The sequence below is a fragment of the Pseudarthrobacter sp. TE9888 genome (genome assembly GCF_056279345.1).
The window spans coordinates 1,854,206-1,872,311 of sequence record NZ_JBWBRD010000002.1 but is presented as its reverse complement, the minus strand read 5'-3'; the positions used below and the strand labels follow the sequence as shown (position 1 = coordinate 1,872,311).

The window sequence follows — 18,106 nt, the reverse complement described above, 5'->3', positions numbered from 1 at the left end:
GTACCTGTGTTGAACAGGCAAGATAAGGGTCTGAGCCGTGCAGGCGCCGGGACGGATACTTCGTCCCGGCGGTGGAGATCTGCGCAGCTCCGGCCGCTTCGGCTGCCAACCGGTCATGGCAGCCGGGACCGCGGGGCGGGCAGTGTGACTGCTACCGGGTCCGCGTGCCGCCGTGGCGCCGGTCCGCCTGCTGCGCGGCACTACCGGGGTGTCCTGCCCTTAAGGGCCGGTGGAAAGGCGCAACAGTGTTGGCGGGGTGGGCCTGCCGGACTGTGCGGCCCGGCGCTGCATTGTCCGCGGCGCCGTCCATGTCTTCGGCACGGGCGCCTTCCTCCAGCCGGCGCTGCAGTTCCACCAGCACCTTGGCCAGGCGGCGGGAAACCTGCATCTGGGACATACCCAGCCGCTTCCCGAGCTGCACCTGGGTTTCCTCGCAGAAGTAGCGCCGGTACAGGAGCTCACGGTCCGAATCGTTCAGGTCCTGCATGGCGTCGCGAAGGCAGGACAGTTCTTCAAGGCGCTCCAGCGGTGTCTCGGGGCAGGCCAGTACCTCGCCGATGGACGGTGCATCCGAGTTGGGGTTGACCGCGTCCAGGGAATCGGGGTGCATGCTGCTGGACGCCGACATGGCCTCCTGCACCTCGGCCGGATCGCTTCCCAGTTCGCTGGCCAGCTCCGTCACGCTGGGATTCCTTCCCAGCGACTGGGTCAACTCCGGCTCGGCCCGGAACAGCCGGGTCCTCAGGTCCTGGATATGGCGCGGCGGGCGCACGACCCAGGTCCGGTCGCGGAGGTACCGTTTGAGTTCCCCGGTGATGGTGGGCGCGGCGTAGGCGGGGAAACTTTCACCCTTGGCCTGGTCGAAGCCACGGGCTGCCTTGACCAGGCCCAGATAGGCCACCTGGTTCAGGTCTGCCCGCTCCCTGCCGCGGGCTTCAAAGCGTGCAGCAAGGGCTTCTGCAAGGTCCAGGTATTTGAGGACCAGGTCGTTTTCGAACGTCTCCCGAAGCCGCCCGGAGGGGGCAGGAGGCGTGTGGTTTTGTGCTGGTACCGGCTGATGGTGGTGGACGGGCGCAGCGTCCACGGCAAGTGCGGCGAAGGATTCGGGCATGAGTGTTGGGTTCCCTCGGTCTGGTTCCGAAAGCCTGCGGCAAGACTTAGAAGTAGGAAATCATAAGCTTGCTTATAAAACAATGCTCCTCCGCTATAAGCTCGGAAAGTAGGGGGAACCGGATCGAGCCGCCAAGGAGTCTTAGTCATGCGCATCGCCATTACCGGAGCCAGCGGAAACGCGGGGACAGCGCTGCTGCGCAACCTGCAGGGCCGGCTGGCCAGGAAGCCCGGCAGCCTGCAACTGGTGGGAATCAGCCGCAGGCTTCCCGATACGTCCAGAGACGCCTACCGTGGCGTGCAGTGGCACACCCTCGATGTAGGACTGGAGCGGGACATGCCCCTGCTGGAAGCGGCACTAGCCGGGGTTGACGCGGTGGTCCACTTGGCGTGGCAGATCCAGCCCAACCGCGATCTTGACCTGTTGCACCGGACCAATGTCACGGGGACCAGGAACGTCCTGGAGGCTGCGGCACGCGCGGGAGTCAAGCAGGTTGTCTGCGCCTCCTCGGTGGGCGCCTACAGCGCGTCCGGCAAGGACCAGAGGCGGGACGAGTCATGGCCGGCGGGTGGAATGGCCGGCTCACATTACAGCCGGCACAAGGCCGAGCAGGAGAAGCTCCTGGATGCATTCATGGCCGCCCACCCGGACATCGCCGTCGCAAGGCTGCGGCCTGCGCTGATCTTCCAAGGGCAGGCGGGCGCTGAAATTGGCAGGTACTTCCTTGGCCGTGCCCTGTCCCGGCTGGTGCCGCGCAGGCCATGGCTGCCCATACTGCCGGTTCCGGACAACCTGGTTTTCCAGGCAGTCCATGCGGACGATGTCGCAGAGGCCTATTGGCGGGCAGTTGACCAGCGCGCCAGTGGAGCCTTCAATATTGCGGCCGAGCCGGTCCTGACGCCCCAGGAACTGGGGCGCATCCTTGGGGCGAAGCGAATCCTGCCCATCCCCATGCGGCTGCTCCACGCAGTAGTGGACCTCACCTGGCGGGCCGGGCTTCAGCCTACCGATGCCGGATGGGTGGAGATGGCGGCCGGCGCCCCCATCATGGACACCAGCCGCGCGGAACGCATCCTGGACTGGGAGCCGAAGGTGTCATCGATCGATGCCGTCAGGGAACTGCTCGCGGGCATGGGAACGGGGGAAGGAGTCAGTCCTTCCCCCGTCCTCAAACCCCGGCAGTAATTCACGATTCGATTAGATGCCGGCGCCCTGGTCGCCGTCACGGTCATCCCGTACGCCATGCCCCGCGGCGGCATCCCTGGCCTCCGCTTGGCGCCGCCGCCCCGGCTCTGCCTCCGGAGTCCCGTCGGCTGCACCAGCGGCGGGGATGTCATGGTGCCCGCCAAGGCCACGTCCAGCGTCTGCGCGCCCATCGTCAGCAAAGACCGGCTCACCGCGTGAACCGGTTCCAATATCCGCGGCAGGACCCGCCCCGGACGCACTGGGCTCAGCGTGGCCCATCCCCGCGTTCGCATCACGCCGGGCGCCATAGGCCTCGGTGCGGTCCTGCCGGGCGTCGTGTATTACGCGGCGATCCTGTCCGGCGTCGGGCGCTTCGGAACGGTCCGCCGCGGCGCCATACCCCTGGTGCCGGTCCTGTCCGGCGTCGTGCATGTCGCGCCCGCCCATCCCGGCGTCCTGAACATCTTGTCCGCCCATCCCGGCGTCGCGCATTTCCCGGCGACCCGCCCCGGCGTCCTGGACATCGTGACGATCATGCCCGGCATCCATTCCGTCGCGGCGTTCTTCCCGGGCGTCTTGCACCACGCGGGCGTCCTGCCGGGTGCCGTCAGGACCGACGTCGGGATCAAGCTCGTCCGCCTTCCGGGTATGGCTGGCAACGTCACCCCGCAAGGACTGGGCTTCCTGGCTGCGCTGTTCAGCTTCTTTTTGCAGCCGCGCCGCGTCGACTTTGGCCTGCTCGGCGTCCGCCCGGGCCCGGATGGCTTTCGCTTCACGCTCGCGGGCATCGATTTCCATGTTCTCGGCTTCGCGCCGGATCTCGGCGGCCTTCTCCCGGTGTTCCTGGTCCCGCTTTTCCTGCATTGCCTTCCGGCGCCTGCCTCCGGCCAGGAGCAGCAGCACGATCAGCGCCACCACAACAACGGCAACTACAACCCATACCCATGGAGCTGTGTCCACGTTTCCCACCACTTTCCACTTCGTTGTGACCGGGCAGGCCCTCGCCTTCCGGCTGACATTTTTGGAACGGTTATAACTCGCTTAGCAAGGGTACTTACCTTTCATTAGTAATCATGCTTATCATTTTACGGCCAGTATTGCTGGTTCTTGATCAACAACCGGCCTTCTTGGAAAGAGAGCGAAGATGACAGAGAACCAATGGCCCCAGGATCCCGCCTACACGGCTCCGCCGGCCAATACAGGAATCCCCGGCGAGCGGGAGCCCGCCACCTTCCCCTCGACGGCTGCTCCCCTGGGGGGCGACAGCCAGGCTGGTGACCCCTACGGCTCCTCCCGCAAGGATGCAGCCAAGGAAGAAGCAGCTGATGTAGCCCGTACCGCAGCGGGGTCCGCGCAGAATGTGGCCCAGACCGCGAAGGGTGAGGCTGCGAACGTTGCGCATGAGGCGAAGGCCAATGCGCAGGACCTGCTGAGCCAGGCGAAGTCAGGCCTGACCAGCCAGGCAGGGACCCAGCAGCAGAAGGCTGCCGAGGGCATCCGCAACATCTCCACCCAGCTGCACAGCATGGCCAGCGCCCCGGACCAGCAGGGCATGGCCGGTGACCTGGTCCGCCAGGCGGCGGAACGCACCTCCTCGATGGCCACGTGGCTGGAAAACCGGGAACCTGGCGACCTCCTCAACGAGGTCCAGCGCTTCGCCCGTAACAAGCCCGGAACCTTCCTGCTCCTCGCCGCCGGCGCCGGCGTCCTGGCCGGCCGCCTCACCCGCGGCCTCACCGCAGGCCCGCCCGAAGCATCGACGTCCACAGCTGCCGGCACCGGTGCCGGCAGCCGGTACTCGGCCAGTACTTACGGCGACCAGTACAACCAGTCGTACCCGGTAGCGGGTGGAACGGTTCCTCCCCCGCCGGTCCAGCTTCCCGGCCCGGCCACCACCACGGCGGGTTACGACGGCGGAGCTCCCGGCAGCAGCTACCCTGAGTCGGCAGGGGCGGCCAGCGGCCTGGACAGCCCGCAACTCGTGGAAGAGCCCTGGTCAGGAAACCAGCTCTCGGACGACCCGCTCCGTGACCGCGCCCTCGCCGACGACCCCATGGCAAACGATCCCCTCACCCAGGACCGCACCCGGGGCGGCCAGACGGGTGGTCTGTGATGAGTAGCCAGATTCCGGAGCCGCCGCCCAGCGCGGCGCATGTGAAAGCGGATAACGCCTCCCTCGGCGACCTGCTCGGTGACGTGACCCGGGACCTGTCCACCCTGATGCGCCAGGAAGTGGAACTGGCCAAAGCCGAACTCAAACAAACCACCACCCGCGCAGGCAAGGGCGCCGGCATGCTCGCCGGCGCCGGGATCGGCGGACACTTCGTCCTGCTCTTCCTCTCCCTGGCCCTGATGTGGGCCCTGGGCGCCATCATGGCCCTGGGCTGGGCCGCGCTGATCGTCGCCGTCATCTGGGCCATCATCGCCGCGGTCCTGGCCTCCACCGGCCGGAAGGAACTCCAGCAGATCAAGGGCCTGCCCCAAACCGGGGAAACCCTCTCAGAAATACCCCCCACCCTCAAACCAGGCGAGGTAAACCGATGAGCGATAACCCCGACGCTATCCGCGCAGACATAGAAGCCACCCGGGCACGCCTGGGCACCAACGTCGACGCCGTGGCCGACAAAGTCACCCCGTCCAACATCGTCCACCGCCAAACCGACAAGGTCCGCGACGCCGTGACCGGGGTGAAGGAGAAAATCATGGGAGCAGCAGACCACGCCACCACAACAGTCCACGACACCGCCACCACCGGGACCGGACACACCACCAACGCCATGCACACCGCCGGCGACAACCTCCACCAGGCCACCGACACCGTCCAGGCCAAACTCTCCGACGCCGGCCAGGCCGTCTCCCACGCCCCGGACCAGGTCAAAGCCAAAACCGCCGGGAACCCCCTGGCCGCCGGGCTCATCGCCTTCGGCGCCGGCATGCTCCTCTCCTCCCTGATCCCGGCCAGCGACAAAGAACGCGAAGCCGCGGACCAACTCAAAACCGCCGCCCAACCCCTGGCAGAACAAGTCACCGACGCCGCCAAAACCATGGCCCAGGACCTCAAGGAACCCGCCCAGGAAGCCATGGACAACGTCAAAACCACCGCCACCGACGCCGCCCACAACGTCAAAACCGAAGGCCAATACGCCGCCACCGACGTCAAAGACCGCGCCACAAACGCCAAAGACAACATCCAAAACACCTGACCAACCCCACGCGGCAAAGTAAGACAACAGATTGATCGGCAGGCCGGCACCGCGATGCGCGGGCCGGCCTGTCCGCTTGGCCCCCTGATTGAGAGGACACCCCATGGCCACTCACGACACATCCGAGACCAGTACCGCCAAGGCGGGCCAGGCCCCGGGCCCCAATGACTCAAGGAAACCTGCCAGCCCCAGGGACCTGGACAAGCCTTCGTGGAAATACATCATGAGGAAGACGCTCCGGGAGTTCAGCAAGGACCAATGCCCTGACCTGGCAGCGGCCCTGACCTACTACGCGGTTCTCTCGCTGTTCCCCGCCCTGCTGGCACTCGTGTCTCTCCTTGGCCTCTTTGGCGATCCGCAAAAGACCACCAACGCCTTGCTGGAAATCGTGCGCGGCTTCGCTCCGGCGGAGACCGTGAATACGATCAGCGGGCCGGTCTCGGAACTGACCAGCGCCCCGGCGGCCGGGTTCACCCTGGTCATCGGCCTGGTCACCGCGCTGTGGTCCGCCTCCGGCTATGTCGGAGCCTTTGGCCGGGCCATGAACAGGGTCTACGAGGTGGATGAGGGCCGCGCTTTCGTGAAGCTCCGTGGAACCATGCTCGGCGTCACGCTCCTGGCCGTGGTGATCGTGGCGCTCCTGGCCGGCATGCTGGTCCTCAGCGGTCCGGTTTCGGAGGCAGTGGGCGGGCTGATCGGCCTCAGCGGGCCCTTCCTCATGGTCTGGAACATCGCCAAGTGGCCGGTAATGATTGCCCTGATCATCGCCATCATTGCCGTGCTTTATTACGCCACCCCCAACGTCAAGCAGCCCAAGTTCCGGTGGATGAGCATGGGTTCCGGCATAGCCCTGGTGGTCTTCCTGATCGCATCCCTGGGGTTCGGCTTCTACGTGGGGAACTTTGGCAACTACAACAAGACCTACGGCGCCCTGGGCAGCGTGATCATCATGCTGCTGTGGCTCTGGATCCTGAACATGTCGCTTCTGTTCGGCGCTGAGTTTGACGCGGAAGTGGAACGCGGCCGCGAACTGCAGGCCGGGATCAAGGCCGAGGAAACCATCCAGTTGCCGCCACGGGACACCAAGAAGAGCGAGAAGCTGCAGAAGCAGATCGAAGAAGACATCAAGCATGGCCGTGAACTCCGGGAAAAGTACGCCTCGGAGAATGGCCCGGAGGGCTCCGGCGAGGACCGGGACGGGCAGCCGGCCGGGAACGGCCAGGACGCCGTCCGGCCCGGTGAGCGGCACCGCGACAGGGTCCGCGACAAGGTGCAGCACCGTGCCGAAAGCGGGGAGTCCGACGACGGAACCCGGCGGGGCGGCAGCGCTTAAGCAGCCAGGCGCAACCGCAGCGCAGAGGGACTAGGCAGGACCTTCGGGATGGAGGAAAATTCATCCTAGAGGTCCTGTTTGGTTTCCCGGGAAGCAACACCCGGGGCAAAGCGGGGTCGGCGGTGAGATGGCCTCTTCTGAGACCGAGGCCAGTCCCCCCAGTCGCCGTCGGCCCCCTCAGGCCCGCCCCCTAAACACTTCGCGGCACGGACGACGCGCCACTATACACGGCCCCACGCCACAAGATGCAACCGGGCCGGAACCGACTGGACAAGCACGCGGAACTGCAATATTTTCTTGAATACCTCGCCGGGATTCCCTGGAAGACCGGCAAGGCCGCTGAAGCAGTCGGCGGGATTACTGTCAACCATTTATGAGCGGACATGCCTGCTACCCATTTTGAACAGTTTCTTGCCGAAGCCGTCGTCGCGGACAGGGAGCCCGGACTGGGCCTCCGACGCGACGAGCTATACGGTCTCTACACAAGCTGGTGCCTCCTGCAGAAAGCGGAGCTCCAGCCACCGGCGGCGCTTTGGGACGCCCTCCATGACGCCGGCATCAACCCGGACAGCAATAACCTGTCCATGACCGGACCGGCCGCCGCTGACTATATCGTTGCCAGCGCCCCGGACCTGGTCTGACAGGGACCGCAGGCCCACACGTTAGGAACGGCCTCACGGTTGGTCCGTCACGGGAAAGGGTTGTTGCCGCAGGGCAGCAGCCCTTTTCCGCACCCCGCCGTCAGAATGCTGCCGCTAAGGCCTGGCCAGCGCCAGGAGATAGGCGGCGAACCCCTGCGGTGCCCGCCCCGCAGTCCGTCCCGACGTGAGGACCCGGGTGGTATCGGTTGCAACGATGCGTGCGCCGCTGCGCCGAAGCCGGTCCACCAGGGCCTGGTCTTCATCGAAATCAACGCCGGGAAAGCCGCCCGCCGCAAGGTAGGAGGATGCCCGGACCCCGAGGTTCGCACCGTAGACATGGGGGTGGTTCTCGGTGCTGCTGTGCCGGGCGTGCCAGCGGGCCAGCAGCTCGTGGTGCATGCCGTGGGGGTCCGGCTGAACGGTGCCCAGGACAACATCGGAGCCGCCGGCGGCCAGTTCCAGTTGCCGCAGCAGCCAATGCCCGGGAACACAGGAATCCGCATCCGTGTTGGCCAGCCAGATTCCCCGCATTTGATCTGCCGGCGCGCCGGCCTGCGCGGGTCCGGCCGCGTTCTCCAACGCCGCCCGGACACCGGCCTGCCGGCTCTTGCCCACGCTCCCGAACGCCACGGGAAGCAGCACGCACCGCGGGTCACCGGCAGCTGCATGGGCGGCCACCGCTGGGGACCCGTCCGTGCAACTGTCCAGGACGACGACCACCTTCACGGCAACGTCCGGCACTTCCGACTCGACCCGCTCCGCCGCACGCCTGACCGCGGTGAGGGCCCGTTCCAGATGCTGCTCCTCGTTGTGGGCTGGAATGACCACGGCCACCTGCCGGATGCCGCGGTTTCCCGAGTCAACCGGCGGCAACGGATCGGCGTTGCCCCGAGCAGTCCTGGTCATCCCGCTTTCCCGCCCGGAGCAACCAGGACTTCCAGCACAAAATCGCGTTCCTGGTAGAGCCCGGCAGTCCGCCACCGGAACCGCTGCCGGGCCAGGGCATGGACGGTGTCCCCGTCGAGCTCCCAGCCTTCGATGGGGTGCCGCCAGTGGCACAGAAGCAGGGTTCCGCCAGGTTCCAGGGCCGCCGCCAACCTGTCCCACAGTTGCGCCAGCTCAGCAGGGGCCAGGTAGTAACCCACCTCCGAGACCACCACCAGGTCGAACGTTCCTTCCGGCCAGGATCCGGGCAGCACACGCTGCTCGACCCGGACCCCGGGCGTGCCCGCCAGCAGGTCTCCAGCGCGGCGCACGGCGGTTCCGCTGGCGTCCAGCCCCAAGAGGTTGCGGCACCGCGGGGCCAACTCGGCCGTCAGGGTGCCGATGGAACAACCCACTTCCAGCCCGCGTTCATAGGATTCCTCCGGCAGCGCTGCCAGGGTGAGGGCGCGCTTGCGGCGCTCGTACCAACTTTTGCCGTAGTTCCAGGGGTCCTCGGAGTCGTCGTGGACGCCATCGAAAACCTCTTCTGCGTCCAGGCTGGAATGCAACTGGCCGGATGAACCGGGCGCCGGCGTCCAGGCGAAGACCTCATAGCCCCGCGCGAAGTGCTCCAGGAACTGCGCGCTGAGCAGGGTTTCGTCCCCTGGAAGAGGTGAAAGCGGCTGCACCTGGGTTGCATGCTCCGCCATGGCGCGCTTCTTGGCCCAGCCGGCGGGTTCATCCAGATGGAAACGGACCCACTGGCGCCGGTCCAGGTCGCCTGGCGTCGCCCAGTGCCAGAACCAGATGGGATATTCCAGGAGCGCGTGGCCGTCGCGGCCGGCGATGCCTGCCGCTGCCGCCCCCAGCGCATCGTGGTCACCATGGCCGTCGGCCCGGTACGGCGCCACGAGTGCCAGGCGGTCCGGGTTGCCGGGGAGCCGCCGCGCAGCATCCCTCACCGCGCCGGCAATCGCGTCCGCATGGCTGGCCAATCCCCGGTCCGGCAGCCCGAGGAACGTCCAGCGGTCAGCCAGACCCAGGGCGTCCAGGGCCGCTGAAAATTCGGTGAGCCGGACGGCCGCCAGCTGTTCCGGGGTGGTGCTGGGCGACTCCGGATGCGAACCCTCCCCCGCGGTGCAGAGCACCACTTCCACCTCGGCTCCCAGGGCCACCAACGAGGCCATCAGCCCGCCGGCACCAAGAGTTTCATCGTCCGGATGGGCAGCCAGGACAACGAACCGCATGCCCGCCAGTTCGGCCGGATCGAGCGGCAGCTCAGGCGCCACAGCCAGCCTGCTCCGGGCCCAGGCTGCTTCGGTGGTGCCCTCGTCCGCGTGCGAAAAGGTCACCACTGGCAGTCACCCTTGAGGACGAGCCGGCCAAGCTGGGCATCATCCCGCGCGCCGTGATGCTGCCGCACGTAGAGGGCCAGGTCCGCCATCCTTTTGGCGTACTTTTCGTCAAAGGCGAGCGGCCCGGGTCCGCGGTTGGAGCCCACCAGGTAAAGGACGCGTTCGACGACGGCGGCAACAGTTCCCCGGATGCGCTGGGCCTCGCCCCAGGCACTTCCGTTCCCGTCGGGTCCGAGCGATCCGTCGTCAATGCGCGCTGCGGTGCGGGCAAGGTATTGAAGGGCGGCTGCGATGGTCCGGTCCACCTCGCCCAAGGCCGCGAGGGCCAGCTGGTCCGGTTCCCGTCCCGCGTCGGCGCCGGCCAGCAGGCCGTCCCGGAAGTCCCGCGCAACTCCTATGGCGCCGCCCAGCCAGCAGGCTGCGACGCCGATCCCGCCCCAGGCGAATCCGGGCCGGCTGTGGTACCAACCGGCCCCTCCCACAGGTGTTGCCGGGACCTGGTCGAAGTGCACGCTTCCGCTGGGTATCTCCCGGAGCCCGCGTGCGATCCATGCCGGCTCCTCGCATTCCACCCCTGCGTGGCGAAGGCTGACCGCGAAAGCCGCCCTGCCGCCGTCGTCCGTGTGGGCAGTGATGATGGCACGGTCCAGCCGCCCGGCAAGTGAACACCAGGGCTTGGTCCCGTTGAGGACCACCCCGGCGCCTGCGGCGCGCGCCTCAAGCCTGGCGTTGGGTGCCTCTGCGGCGAAGACGCCCCACGATGCGCCGGCGGCGCCTGCTGGCAAAGGTTGGTCCGCCGGAGACGCGGTGGCGGCCTGGGCGAGGATGGCGACGGCGTCCAGATGCGGTTCAAACACCCTGGCGGCCGCCACATCGATAGCGGCCACGGAGGCCAGGAGCTCCCACAACACCACGGTGCGCCCCTCCCCAGGCCGCGGCCACATGTGTCCCGCATCCACGGCAAGGGCCAGGAGGGCGGGCACGTCGCCGGCGGCACCGCCGACTGAGTCAAGGATCGGAAACCACGGGGAGAGCCCGGCCGGAGCGGAGCCCAGGAGCACAGGAGTAGCTGTCGCTGGCAAGTACGTCCTCCATGAACGGTGTCCGGTGGCACCGGACGCATCTCAACAGCTTACTTACTATTTTTCGGCAGGATGCGCGCCAAGGCGAAGCCGTCCCAGCCCTTGGAGCCGACCGTCTGGATTACCGTGGCGTCCAGCCGCGGGTGCTCACCCAGCAGCTTGAGGGCTTCGATGATGCCCGGCGCGTTGACGGGATCGATGTCCGGGTCCAGGACGGCGCCTTCCCAGATGGTGTTGTCCAGGACCACTGCGGCTCCGGGCCTGCCTAGCCGGACAGCCCAGTCCAGGTAGCGGCTGTTGTTTTCCTTGTCGGCGTCAATGAAGATGAAGTCGAACGGCTCCCGCTCCTCTTCCTCGAGGGCGGCCAGGGTTTCCAGCGCAGGGCCCAGCCGGATTTCCACCCGTTCCCCCAGTCCGGCGGCATCAATATTGGCCCAGGCCACCTCCGCATGCTGGGGCAGGTATTCGCACGTAACCAGCGTGCCGTTGTGCGGAAGTCCCCGGCCCATCCAGATGGTGCTGTACCCGGCGAGCGTCCCAATCTCCAGGACGCGCCGCGCGCCGGAGAGCTGGACCAGGAGCTTGAGGAGCTTTCCCGCGTTCGGCGCCACCTCGATGGGAGGCATCCCGGCCTCGGCGGCGGCGCGGATGGCCTGCTGGACGCCACGGTCCGGATGCACCACGGCGTCGGACAGGAACTCCTCGGTGGCAACCCATTCCGGCCGGGGTTTGTGCTCGAACATTGCCACATTTTGGCACGCGGCGTCCCGGCGGTCCAGACAATCCGGCCCCTCGAAAGCCGGTTAGGGCTCCTGCACCAGCGCCTTCTCCAGGCGGTCAACCTTCGCCGTCAGCTCGCCGCTGTAGCCCGGCCTGATATCCGCCTTGATCACCAGTGAAACGCGGCTGCCGTAACGCCCTACGGCTTCGGTGGCGCGCTTGACGACGTCGAACACTTCGTCCCACTCGCCTTCAATTGTGGTGAACATGGAATCCGTTTTATTGGGCAGCCCGGACTCGCGGACGATCTTCACTGCGGCCGCAACGGCGTCGTGCACTGACGCGTCGTTGGGCCTGGAACCCTCGGTGGGAACGCCTGACGGGGCAACTGAAAATGCAAGCAACATGCTCCCCAGTCTCCCATGCAGCCGCCGAAAGCCCCATCGCCGGGGTGCCGGCCAGCTGCGTCACATAAGGGGCTACCCCGAAGTAACCATGGTGGCAGGAGGCTCCGTTGCTACCCTTTTGGGCATGAGCCTCGCAGTCGCCCGAAAGCCCCTCCGCGCAGACGCAGCGCGGAACGTGGACAAAATCATTACTGCGGCGCGCCAGTGCTTCCGCGAGTTCGGCCCGGAGGTACCGCTCCAGACCATCGCAACCACCGCCGGCGTTGGCCCGGCAACCCTGTTCCGAAACTTCGCTGACAAGGAAGAACTGGTGCTGGCAGCGCTCAACCGGCAGCTCCGGCTCACGGTGGACCCCGTCTTGGACGGTGCCCTCGGCGATATAGATGCTGCCGCAGGCATGTTGCGCGTCCTCGAAGCCCTGATGGCCGCAGCGAGCGACGACGCCAACCTGCTGTGTGCGGTGGCGGGCCGGCGAGAGCTCCTGACCGGGATCACGGGCTCGCTGATGGAATCCATGGGCGTGCTGCTGGTCCGCGGGCAGGGCCAGGGGAGCCTGCGCCCGGACATTTCCATGACGGACATGTTCCGGCTGCTGGCCATGCTGATCGGCGTGGTGGACACCATGGAGCCGGGTTCCGATGCCTGGCGCAGGCCGCTTGCGCTCGTGGAAGATGCAATCCGCACGGTACGGCCATCACGCCCGCTTCCGGTGCTCGTACCTGTCCCCGCCGCGCTTGGGTCCAGCACGTAGGCCCAGCCCGGCGCTCGGGCTGAATAGCCTGGCAGGGTATTGCCGCTGCCAGGCTTTTCCGCTGAGGGAGCCCATTTAACGGCCCGTTCCATTGTTACCAGCAGGTACGTGCAATAAACTCTGAGGTGGGGTTAGGCAGCCAGCCTCGGCACTTCCACGTTGGAGCGACCCCATGCACTTCGCGCCTGACCCCCACACAACGGCCGCACTGCAATGAACCACTCGAAGCTTCTCCACTACCTGACGGACCCCCGCGGGCCGGAGGAAGTCCTGCCCGAGTTGGCCGCCGGCGAGCTGGTCGAACTGCTTGACGCCCTGTTCCAGAACCTCGATACCCCCGAACCCGAGTTTGGCGCGCAGGTCTGGTACGAGATGGGCGTGGAGGAATGCGGCCGCCGGTCCGTCTCCCCTGACGGCGCAGCCCACGGAGTAGCCTAGCTACCCGTTCCGATTCCCCACATTGGCTCAGGGCTTCTCCGCGCCCTTTTCGCCAGCGGCGCTGTCCCCGTCGCGGGGTTCGCTGCCGTGCCCAGCGTCCGAGTGCCCGTGTTCGGCGTGCCCGTGCCCTTGGTAGCCGCGGCCGGGGTGCTCATGGAACTCGTTGGGAACGTGGTCCTTTGCTTCCATCAGGTGCTGCTGGAGCTTCTCCTCCGCATCCCGCCGGCGCCTGGCGGTGTCCCGCAGCTCGCGCGTTGATTCCGAGCCGCGGGGGTCCAGATAGGTGGCCCGCGGCTTGGCGGACTGTTCTGGCGGCACCCCGGCGCCATGTTCTTCCCTGGCGTTCCTGCCGGTATCCTCGGCGCCCTGGCCGCCGTGCGGCCCAACAGGCCGTGACTGTTCGTCCATCTCGGATCCTCCTTCGGTGGCCGCCTGGGTGTGGGCTGCCTCTCATCCAGTGCATCACAGATGGCGGCCGGAATGTTGGGCCACTAGGCCCGGGCTGCGTCTGCCCGCCTGCGCATTTCCTCCCGCAGCAGGGCTTGAAGGGCAGGAACGGACGACGACGGATCCAGGTCGAGTGCCTCCCGGAGCCGCTGTGAGAGGATCTCCAGTTCCGCTTCCGGCACGTCCGAAAGTCCGGAAAAACGCCTGAAGAACCGTTTGGCGGGAAGGCCCGCCCGCCGTCGGGCGTTCTTTTGGCGGATCCTGCCCGCCAACCCGCCGGGTGAGTGCAGCTGATTTTCCATGGTTGCCGTTCAATAAGGAATTCCATGGCCAACTGCATAAGCCGATCCCATAGTACAACTGGCACCCGTCCAGGAAAGTGACCCACGTCACTGCATCCCGGCGTGGATTCACGGGATCAGCTCCAGCCCAGCATCCTCAGCAGCGCCGCCGTGCCGGCTCCGGCGATCACCACCACAAGGAACGGAGCCCGCAGTACCAGGGCGATCGCGGCCGCGGCCAGCGCTCCCAGCCTGGCATCTGCGGCAAGTCCCTGCCCTGACACCACAGCATTCACCACCGTCAGCGAGGCCAGCAGGCCGATCGTCATGGTTCCCGCGACGCGTGAGGTGCGCGGATCTTCAAGGAATTTGGCGGGGACGAAGTAGCCCACCAGTTTCCAGGCATAGGCGAGCACGCAGGCGATGAGCAGCCAGATCCACAAGGTCATGCCCCCGCCTCCGGGTCCGCAGCTTCCCGCCGCTCCGCTCCACTGCGCTCGGCTCCTCCCTGGCCATCCCGGCCCTGCAGGTGGGCGCCCCTGTGACGGCCGCCGCCGGGGTGATTGCCGTGGTGGCCGCCGTAGGGTTCGACGTCGGGCTCAAGGCCTTCGTCGCGGCGGCCGTGGCTGAACCAACCCACCACCGCGGCAACGACCGCGGCCACCAGGATGGGCACGCCCGCCGGTACGAAGGGGACGGCAACCACCGTAGCCACGGCGCAAACCACCGCGATGGCGATCGGCTCGCGCCCTTTGAGCCGGGGCCAGAGCAAGGCCAGGAAAGCGGCGACGGCGGCCCCGTCAAGGCCCCACTGCTTGGGGTCGCCCAACCCGCTGCCGGCCAGTGCGCCCACGGCCGTGAAGAGGTTCCAAAGCACGTAGACCCCCACGCCCGCCGTCCAGAAGCCGCGGCGCTGTTCGGCCGGATCCGTCTGGCCGGTGCTGGTGGCCGTGGATTCGTCGATGGTCAACTGTGCCCCAACGTACTTGCGCCAGCCGGTGGGCCGGAGCAGCGCGTTCAGCTGCATGCCGTAGATGCCGTTGCGCATGCCCAGGAGGGTGGCCGCGCTCATTGCCGCAACGCCGGAACCGCCGCCTGCCACCACCCCGATGAACGCGAACTGGGAGCCGCCACTGAAGAGGAGCAGGCTCAACGCCATGGCCTGCCAAAAGTTGAGCCCGGACGTTACCGCCAGCGCGCCGAACGATATGCCGTAAAGACCGGTGGCAATACTGATGGAGATGCCCACTTTCACCGCCGGCGAAGCCAGCAGCTTCACCCCCGGCCTCCCGGGTTGCCCGCGGCCTTTCGCAGGCTCCACGCCCACAGGATCAGCGGAGCCTGGAGGGGAAGCCGCAGGGTATGGATCTTCCGGCGGCTCGGCGTGCCCTGCGGCCCATACGCCCTCAGGAGGGCATCAACATGCCCGGCCAGGAATGCCGTGAACATGGCGGTGAGGGCCGTTGCTGTGGGCTTTCGGGTCGGCGGGAGCAGGATTCCGACGGCGGCGGCGAGCTCCAGCAGGCCGCTCAGGGCGATCCATTCGTCCCTGGACAGGACGGCCCAGGGATGCTGGGGTGTGCTGCTGCGGGGTTCGCCGGGCGCCGGGTCCTGCCGGCACAAGTACTCGGGAACGACGTCACGGTAAAAACCTGGGTCCCGGAAATGCTTGCCGGCGCTGGCCAGGAGAAGGGCTCCCATGGCCGCTGCGGACACGTGCCGCAGGGCCGGGCCTTGGATGGAGTGGGAAGGAGCGGACAAGCCCTTAGCAGCGGTGCCGGACCTGGGAAAAGACATGGAACCACTCAACCACAGCCGAAGCGCCGCCCAGAAACCGGCGCCTGCAGCATCGCGGCGACGGGGCACAGCGGCGATAGGGGCACCCGGCAACGGCGCCACCGCTGCGCTGCCGGTCTTCACAGCCAGGCGGCCCGCGAGCTCCCATACGGTGGCGGCGGCGACTGAAAATCCAGGGGATGTCCCGCGTCAAGCAGGGGCGGCCCAACGTAGCGCAGCTCCCCATAACTGCTGGCCACGGACCGATATTCGGGGGCGTGGAGTTCAGCAGGGCTTTCGGTGCTGGCTGGACCATTCAGGCTGGAAGGGTTTTCCCCCTTGGTCAGGGAAAACAGCTCCTCAGCGGTGCGGGCCAGCGACAGGTGCGCGGCACCGCCCAAATCGGTCCGACGGCGCGCGGCCAGGAGGCGGACTGCGGCCGCGGCCACCCCATAGCCGGTGGCGTGGTCCAGCGCCTGGACCGGCAGCGCACCCGGGCGCCACCCGCCGTCGCCCTCCATGCCGTAGGTATGGGCGATTCCGCAGGCGGCCTGGACAATACTGTCGAAGCCGCGCAAGCCGCTCCAGGGCCCCGCGCTTCCCCAGCTGTCCAAGGTGACCACCACCAGCTCCGGACGGGCTGCCAGCAACTCCCGCGGGTTCAGGCCAAAGCGGTCCAGGGCCCCGTGCCGGTAGCCGGTGACCACGGCATCCGCGCCGGCCAGGAGTTGCTGGAGGTCCTGCTGGTTTACTGCCGGCCCCAGGTCGAGTACTGCACTGCGCTTGCCGAACGCCGTGTCCACGAACTGGTCCTGGATCTCGGGAAAGGCGGGCGGGTCGATCCGGAGGACGTCTGCCCCGAGCGCGGCCAGCAGCCTGGTAGCGACTGGACCGGCGATGACCCGCGTCAGGTCCAGGACCCGCAGCCCGGCCAGCGGCAGGTCCCCGGCGCCGTGAGCCGTGCCGGCAGCGGCGCCTGTTGCCGCGGCAGCTTCCCGCAGTCCGAAGCCACCGGTTGTGCCGTCCGGATACTCCACCGTGACCCAGGGTCCCGAACCGGCCGCCCGGCCCATGTCCGTCGCGAGCCATTCACTGCGGGTTCGGACGGCCGCGGCGATCCCTCCCAGTTCCTGGATGGCGGCCTCGGCGTCCAGCGCGGCCATGGAGCGGAGTTTCCTGTCCACATCCTCCGCGGTAGTGGCAGCCAGCGCGTGCAGGAGCCGCTGCTCATGGTGGGGGTAGTTGGCGTGCAGCCGGATCCAGCCGTCGGCGGTCTTCTTGAATCCGGACAGGGGCGCGAAGCCCTGCGGCTTGCGCCCCGCAATGCGGAGATGGCCGAAGGAATCGAAAGCGGGGGCGGTTAGTTCGGGTGTGGTGCTGAAGCGGCCGGGCGTCCCCGAGTACAGGTTCAGCGCCTGGGCCGCGGCTTCCACCGACTGCAGCGCCAGCCCTTCGACGTCGAGCTTCCCCGCCCACCAGCGGGGCGCGGACGGTGTGCCGGGGGCGGTCATGTCTGCGCTACTTTCCCTGCGGTGCGGCCACGTGGAGCTGTTCCAGGACGCGCGCCGGTACGTTGGAGGTGATCTCCTGGATGCCCAATTCCCGGCAGAGGGACACGTCCTCTGGGGAGTCCACGGTCCACACCCTGAAGCGGCGGCCGGAGTCCAGCCAGCGGCGGACTGTTTCGGGGCGTTCCCGGACATATTCGATGCCGGGACCGGCCATCCCCACCTCCCGGTCGTCCAGGATCCGTTCGCCCTCCAGCTGGGTGGCCTTCATCAGGTTTGCGATGGCGCCGCCGGTAATCGGCCCAACCCCCAGTCCGCCACGGATTTCATGGATGGTGAGATCGTCCACCAGTTGGCAAATGTACTGCGGCGGTACCGAGAGGAGCAGGTGCCGGACTGAATCCGGGCTGAAGCTCATGAAGGTCACGGCCACGTTGTCCACGGTTGAACTCTGCGGTTCCCACCCTTCGCTGCGCAGCACCTCCAGGACCCGGTCCTCCAGCTTGAGCTGGTACGGGCTGGGATGCTTGAGCTCGATGGCGAGTTTCACGGGCCGGCCCGCTCCGCGAAGGATGTCCAGCAGTTCCGGAAGGGTCAGGAGCTGTTCGGAGCGTGCCCCGAACGTTTCGGGAATGCGGACGCCCTTCCAGGACGAGAAGTCCAGCTGGCGCAACTCCTCCAGTGTCCGGTCGGCCACAGGGCCCGTCCCGTCCGAGGTGCGGTCCAGGTTGGCATCATGGAGCAGGACCAGGTGCTGGTCGCGCGTGAGGTGGACGTCGCACTCCACTCCGTCTGCGCCGTCGGCCAGGGCCTGGAGGTAGGCGGCGCGGGTGTGTTCGGCATACGTGCCGCTGGAACCGCGGTGGGCAAAGACCAGCGGCCGCTGCGGCACTGACTCGTCAATTGTCATGGACACACGGTAGCCGACCGGCCCCCACCTTCAG

22 protein-coding genes are annotated in these 18,106 nt (G+C 67.4%); 8 read left to right on the top strand and 14 right to left on the bottom strand.

Annotation, left to right across the window (positions count from 1 at the left end; translation table 11 throughout):
- Window positions 1–151: 151 nt before the first annotated feature.
- Complete coding sequence (locus ACZ9J7_RS09390) at window positions 152–1,111, bottom strand: sigma-70 family RNA polymerase sigma factor (RefSeq protein ID WP_476208875.1); 960 nt, start codon at window positions 1,109–1,111, stop codon at window positions 152–154.
- Between the two features lie 147 nt (window positions 1,112–1,258).
- On the opposite strand from ACZ9J7_RS09390, the gene ACZ9J7_RS09385 reads away from it, so the two are divergent.
- Complete coding sequence (locus ACZ9J7_RS09385) at window positions 1,259–2,296, top strand: NAD-dependent epimerase/dehydratase family protein (protein ID WP_476208873.1); 1,038 nt, start codon at window positions 1,259–1,261, stop codon at window positions 2,294–2,296.
- 12 nt (window positions 2,297–2,308) lie between these two features.
- Here ACZ9J7_RS09385 and ccmD read toward each other — a convergent pair whose 3' ends face one another.
- On the bottom strand, window positions 2,309–3,256 hold the full coding sequence (ccmD, locus tag ACZ9J7_RS09380; protein WP_476208871.1) for a heme exporter protein CcmD: 948 nt from the start codon (window positions 3,254–3,256) through the stop codon (window positions 2,309–2,311).
- 184 nt (window positions 3,257–3,440) lie between these two features.
- Between ccmD and ACZ9J7_RS09375 the strand changes: the two genes are divergently transcribed.
- From ACZ9J7_RS09375 to ACZ9J7_RS09355, 5 genes are all read left to right on the top strand, one after another.
- Window positions 3,441–4,409 carry a hypothetical protein gene (locus ACZ9J7_RS09375; RefSeq protein WP_476208870.1) on the top strand — a complete coding sequence of 323 codons (969 nt, stop codon included), beginning with the start codon at window positions 3,441–3,443 and terminating at the stop codon, window positions 4,407–4,409.
- On the top strand, window positions 4,409–4,840 hold the full coding sequence (locus tag ACZ9J7_RS09370) for a phage holin family protein (RefSeq protein WP_476208869.1): 432 nt from the start codon (window positions 4,409–4,411) through the stop codon (window positions 4,838–4,840). The genes ACZ9J7_RS09375 and ACZ9J7_RS09370 overlap by 1 nt, the downstream gene beginning before the upstream one ends.
- A complete protein-coding gene (locus ACZ9J7_RS09365) occupies window positions 4,837–5,499 on the top strand; it encodes a DUF3618 domain-containing protein (RefSeq protein WP_476208868.1) in 663 nt (220 codons plus the stop codon). Before ACZ9J7_RS09370 ends, ACZ9J7_RS09365 begins: the two co-directional genes overlap by 4 nt.
- Before the next feature lie 103 nt (window positions 5,500–5,602).
- Window positions 5,603–6,832 carry a YihY/virulence factor BrkB family protein gene (locus tag ACZ9J7_RS09360; protein ID WP_476208866.1) on the top strand — a complete coding sequence of 410 codons (1,230 nt, stop codon included), beginning with the start codon at window positions 5,603–5,605 and terminating at the stop codon, window positions 6,830–6,832.
- 383 nt (window positions 6,833–7,215) lie between these two features.
- The gene (locus tag ACZ9J7_RS09355) at window positions 7,216–7,473 is read left to right on the top strand and encodes a hypothetical protein (RefSeq protein ID WP_476208865.1); all 258 of its coding nucleotides are present in this window, start codon (window positions 7,216–7,218) and stop codon (window positions 7,471–7,473) included.
- Between the two features lie 114 nt (window positions 7,474–7,587).
- On the opposite strand, the gene ACZ9J7_RS09350 is transcribed toward ACZ9J7_RS09355, so the two are convergent.
- From ACZ9J7_RS09350 to ACZ9J7_RS09330, 5 genes are read right to left on the bottom strand one after another with little or no spacing between them, the layout of a single operon-like run.
- Complete coding sequence (locus ACZ9J7_RS09350) at window positions 7,588–8,379, bottom strand: glycosyltransferase family 2 protein (protein ID WP_476208864.1); 792 nt, start codon at window positions 8,377–8,379, stop codon at window positions 7,588–7,590.
- Entirely contained in the window at window positions 8,376–9,752 is a 1,377-nt protein-coding gene (locus ACZ9J7_RS09345) for a PIG-L family deacetylase (protein WP_476208863.1), read from the bottom strand. Before ACZ9J7_RS09345 ends, ACZ9J7_RS09350 begins: the two co-directional genes overlap by 4 nt.
- Window positions 9,746–10,834, bottom strand: a complete 1,089-nt coding sequence (locus ACZ9J7_RS09340) for a hypothetical protein (protein ID WP_476208862.1) — start codon at window positions 10,832–10,834, stop codon at window positions 9,746–9,748. The genes ACZ9J7_RS09345 and ACZ9J7_RS09340 overlap by 7 nt, the downstream gene beginning before the upstream one ends.
- 50 nt (window positions 10,835–10,884) lie before the next feature.
- A complete protein-coding gene (locus ACZ9J7_RS09335; RefSeq protein ID WP_476208861.1) occupies window positions 10,885–11,577 on the bottom strand; it encodes an O-methyltransferase in 693 nt (230 codons plus the stop codon).
- A 60-nt stretch (window positions 11,578–11,637) separates the two neighbouring features.
- Window positions 11,638–11,961: a thiamine-binding protein gene (locus ACZ9J7_RS09330; RefSeq protein ID WP_476208859.1), complete on the bottom strand. Its 324-nt coding sequence runs from the start codon at window positions 11,959–11,961 to the stop codon at window positions 11,638–11,640.
- A 124-nt stretch (window positions 11,962–12,085) separates the two neighbouring features.
- Here ACZ9J7_RS09330 and ACZ9J7_RS09325 point away from each other — a divergent pair, with 124 nt between their 5' ends.
- Both ACZ9J7_RS09325 and ACZ9J7_RS09320 read left to right on the top strand, forming a co-directional pair.
- The gene (locus ACZ9J7_RS09325; protein WP_476208857.1) at window positions 12,086–12,712 is read left to right on the top strand and encodes a TetR/AcrR family transcriptional regulator; all 627 of its coding nucleotides are present in this window, start codon (window positions 12,086–12,088) and stop codon (window positions 12,710–12,712) included.
- A gap of 213 nt (window positions 12,713–12,925) precedes the next feature.
- The gene (locus ACZ9J7_RS09320) at window positions 12,926–13,150 is read left to right on the top strand and encodes a hypothetical protein (RefSeq protein ID WP_476208855.1); all 225 of its coding nucleotides are present in this window, start codon (window positions 12,926–12,928) and stop codon (window positions 13,148–13,150) included.
- A gap of 27 nt (window positions 13,151–13,177) precedes the next feature.
- Here the strand turns inward: ACZ9J7_RS09320 and ACZ9J7_RS09315 are convergent, their stop codons facing one another.
- From ACZ9J7_RS09315 to ACZ9J7_RS09285, 7 genes are all read right to left on the bottom strand, one after another.
- A complete protein-coding gene (locus tag ACZ9J7_RS09315) occupies window positions 13,178–13,558 on the bottom strand; it encodes a hypothetical protein (RefSeq protein ID WP_476208854.1) in 381 nt (126 codons plus the stop codon).
- A gap of 83 nt (window positions 13,559–13,641) precedes the next feature.
- Entirely contained in the window at window positions 13,642–13,899 is a 258-nt protein-coding gene (locus ACZ9J7_RS09310; RefSeq protein ID WP_476208853.1) for a hypothetical protein, read from the bottom strand.
- A 116-nt stretch (window positions 13,900–14,015) separates the two neighbouring features.
- Window positions 14,016–14,327, bottom strand: coding sequence for an AzlD domain-containing protein (locus ACZ9J7_RS09305; RefSeq protein WP_476208852.1), 312 nt, complete (start codon window positions 14,325–14,327; stop codon window positions 14,016–14,018).
- The gene (locus ACZ9J7_RS09300; RefSeq protein ID WP_476208851.1) at window positions 14,324–15,157 is read right to left on the bottom strand and encodes an AzlC family ABC transporter permease; all 834 of its coding nucleotides are present in this window, start codon (window positions 15,155–15,157) and stop codon (window positions 14,324–14,326) included. The genes ACZ9J7_RS09305 and ACZ9J7_RS09300 overlap by 4 nt, the downstream gene beginning before the upstream one ends.
- Window positions 15,154–15,579: a DoxX family protein gene (locus ACZ9J7_RS09295; RefSeq protein WP_476211827.1), complete on the bottom strand. Its 426-nt coding sequence runs from the start codon at window positions 15,577–15,579 to the stop codon at window positions 15,154–15,156. The genes ACZ9J7_RS09300 and ACZ9J7_RS09295 overlap by 4 nt, the downstream gene beginning before the upstream one ends.
- A gap of 215 nt (window positions 15,580–15,794) precedes the next feature.
- Complete coding sequence (locus ACZ9J7_RS09290) at window positions 15,795–17,165, bottom strand: CoA transferase (protein ID WP_476208849.1); 1,371 nt, start codon at window positions 17,163–17,165, stop codon at window positions 15,795–15,797.
- A gap of 7 nt (window positions 17,166–17,172) precedes the next feature.
- Window positions 17,173–18,072 carry a glycerophosphodiester phosphodiesterase gene (locus ACZ9J7_RS09285; RefSeq protein ID WP_476208847.1) on the bottom strand — a complete coding sequence of 300 codons (900 nt, stop codon included), beginning with the start codon at window positions 18,070–18,072 and terminating at the stop codon, window positions 17,173–17,175.
- Window positions 18,073–18,106: the final 34 nt, after the last annotated feature.

Coding starts and splice junctions, on each gene's coding strand:
- ACZ9J7_RS09390 (WP_476208875.1), bottom strand. CDS start 1,111: ATGCCCGAATCCTTCGCCGCACTTGCCGTGGACGCTGCGCCCGTCCAC.
- ACZ9J7_RS09385 (WP_476208873.1), top strand. CDS start 1,259: ATGCGCATCGCCATTACCGGAGCCAGCGGAAACGCGGGGACAGCGCTG.
- ACZ9J7_RS09375 (WP_476208870.1), top strand. CDS start 3,441: ATGACAGAGAACCAATGGCCCCAGGATCCCGCCTACACGGCTCCGCCG.
- ACZ9J7_RS09370 (WP_476208869.1), top strand. CDS start 4,409: ATGAGTAGCCAGATTCCGGAGCCGCCGCCCAGCGCGGCGCATGTGAAA.
- ACZ9J7_RS09365 (WP_476208868.1), top strand. CDS start 4,837: ATGAGCGATAACCCCGACGCTATCCGCGCAGACATAGAAGCCACCCGG.
- ACZ9J7_RS09360 (WP_476208866.1), top strand. CDS start 5,603: ATGGCCACTCACGACACATCCGAGACCAGTACCGCCAAGGCGGGCCAG.
- ACZ9J7_RS09355 (WP_476208865.1), top strand. CDS start 7,216: ATGCCTGCTACCCATTTTGAACAGTTTCTTGCCGAAGCCGTCGTCGCG.
- ACZ9J7_RS09350 (WP_476208864.1), bottom strand. CDS start 8,379: ATGACCAGGACTGCTCGGGGCAACGCCGATCCGTTGCCGCCGGTTGAC.
- ACZ9J7_RS09335 (WP_476208861.1), bottom strand. CDS start 11,577: ATGTTCGAGCACAAACCCCGGCCGGAATGGGTTGCCACCGAGGAGTTC.
- ACZ9J7_RS09330 (WP_476208859.1), bottom strand. CDS start 11,961: ATGTTGCTTGCATTTTCAGTTGCCCCGTCAGGCGTTCCCACCGAGGGT.
- ACZ9J7_RS09325 (WP_476208857.1), top strand. CDS start 12,086: ATGAGCCTCGCAGTCGCCCGAAAGCCCCTCCGCGCAGACGCAGCGCGG.
- ACZ9J7_RS09320 (WP_476208855.1), top strand. CDS start 12,926: ATGAACCACTCGAAGCTTCTCCACTACCTGACGGACCCCCGCGGGCCG.
- ACZ9J7_RS09315 (WP_476208854.1), bottom strand. CDS start 13,558: ATGGACGAACAGTCACGGCCTGTTGGGCCGCACGGCGGCCAGGGCGCC.
- ACZ9J7_RS09310 (WP_476208853.1), bottom strand. CDS start 13,899: ATGGAAAATCAGCTGCACTCACCCGGCGGGTTGGCGGGCAGGATCCGC.
- ACZ9J7_RS09305 (WP_476208852.1), bottom strand. CDS start 14,327: ATGACCTTGTGGATCTGGCTGCTCATCGCCTGCGTGCTCGCCTATGCC.
- ACZ9J7_RS09295 (WP_476211827.1), bottom strand. CDS start 15,579: ATGGGAGCCCTTCTCCTGGCCAGCGCCGGCAAGCATTTCCGGGACCCA.
- ACZ9J7_RS09290 (WP_476208849.1), bottom strand. CDS start 17,165: ATGACCGCCCCCGGCACACCGTCCGCGCCCCGCTGGTGGGCGGGGAAG.
- ACZ9J7_RS09285 (WP_476208847.1), bottom strand. CDS start 18,072: ATGACAATTGACGAGTCAGTGCCGCAGCGGCCGCTGGTCTTTGCCCAC.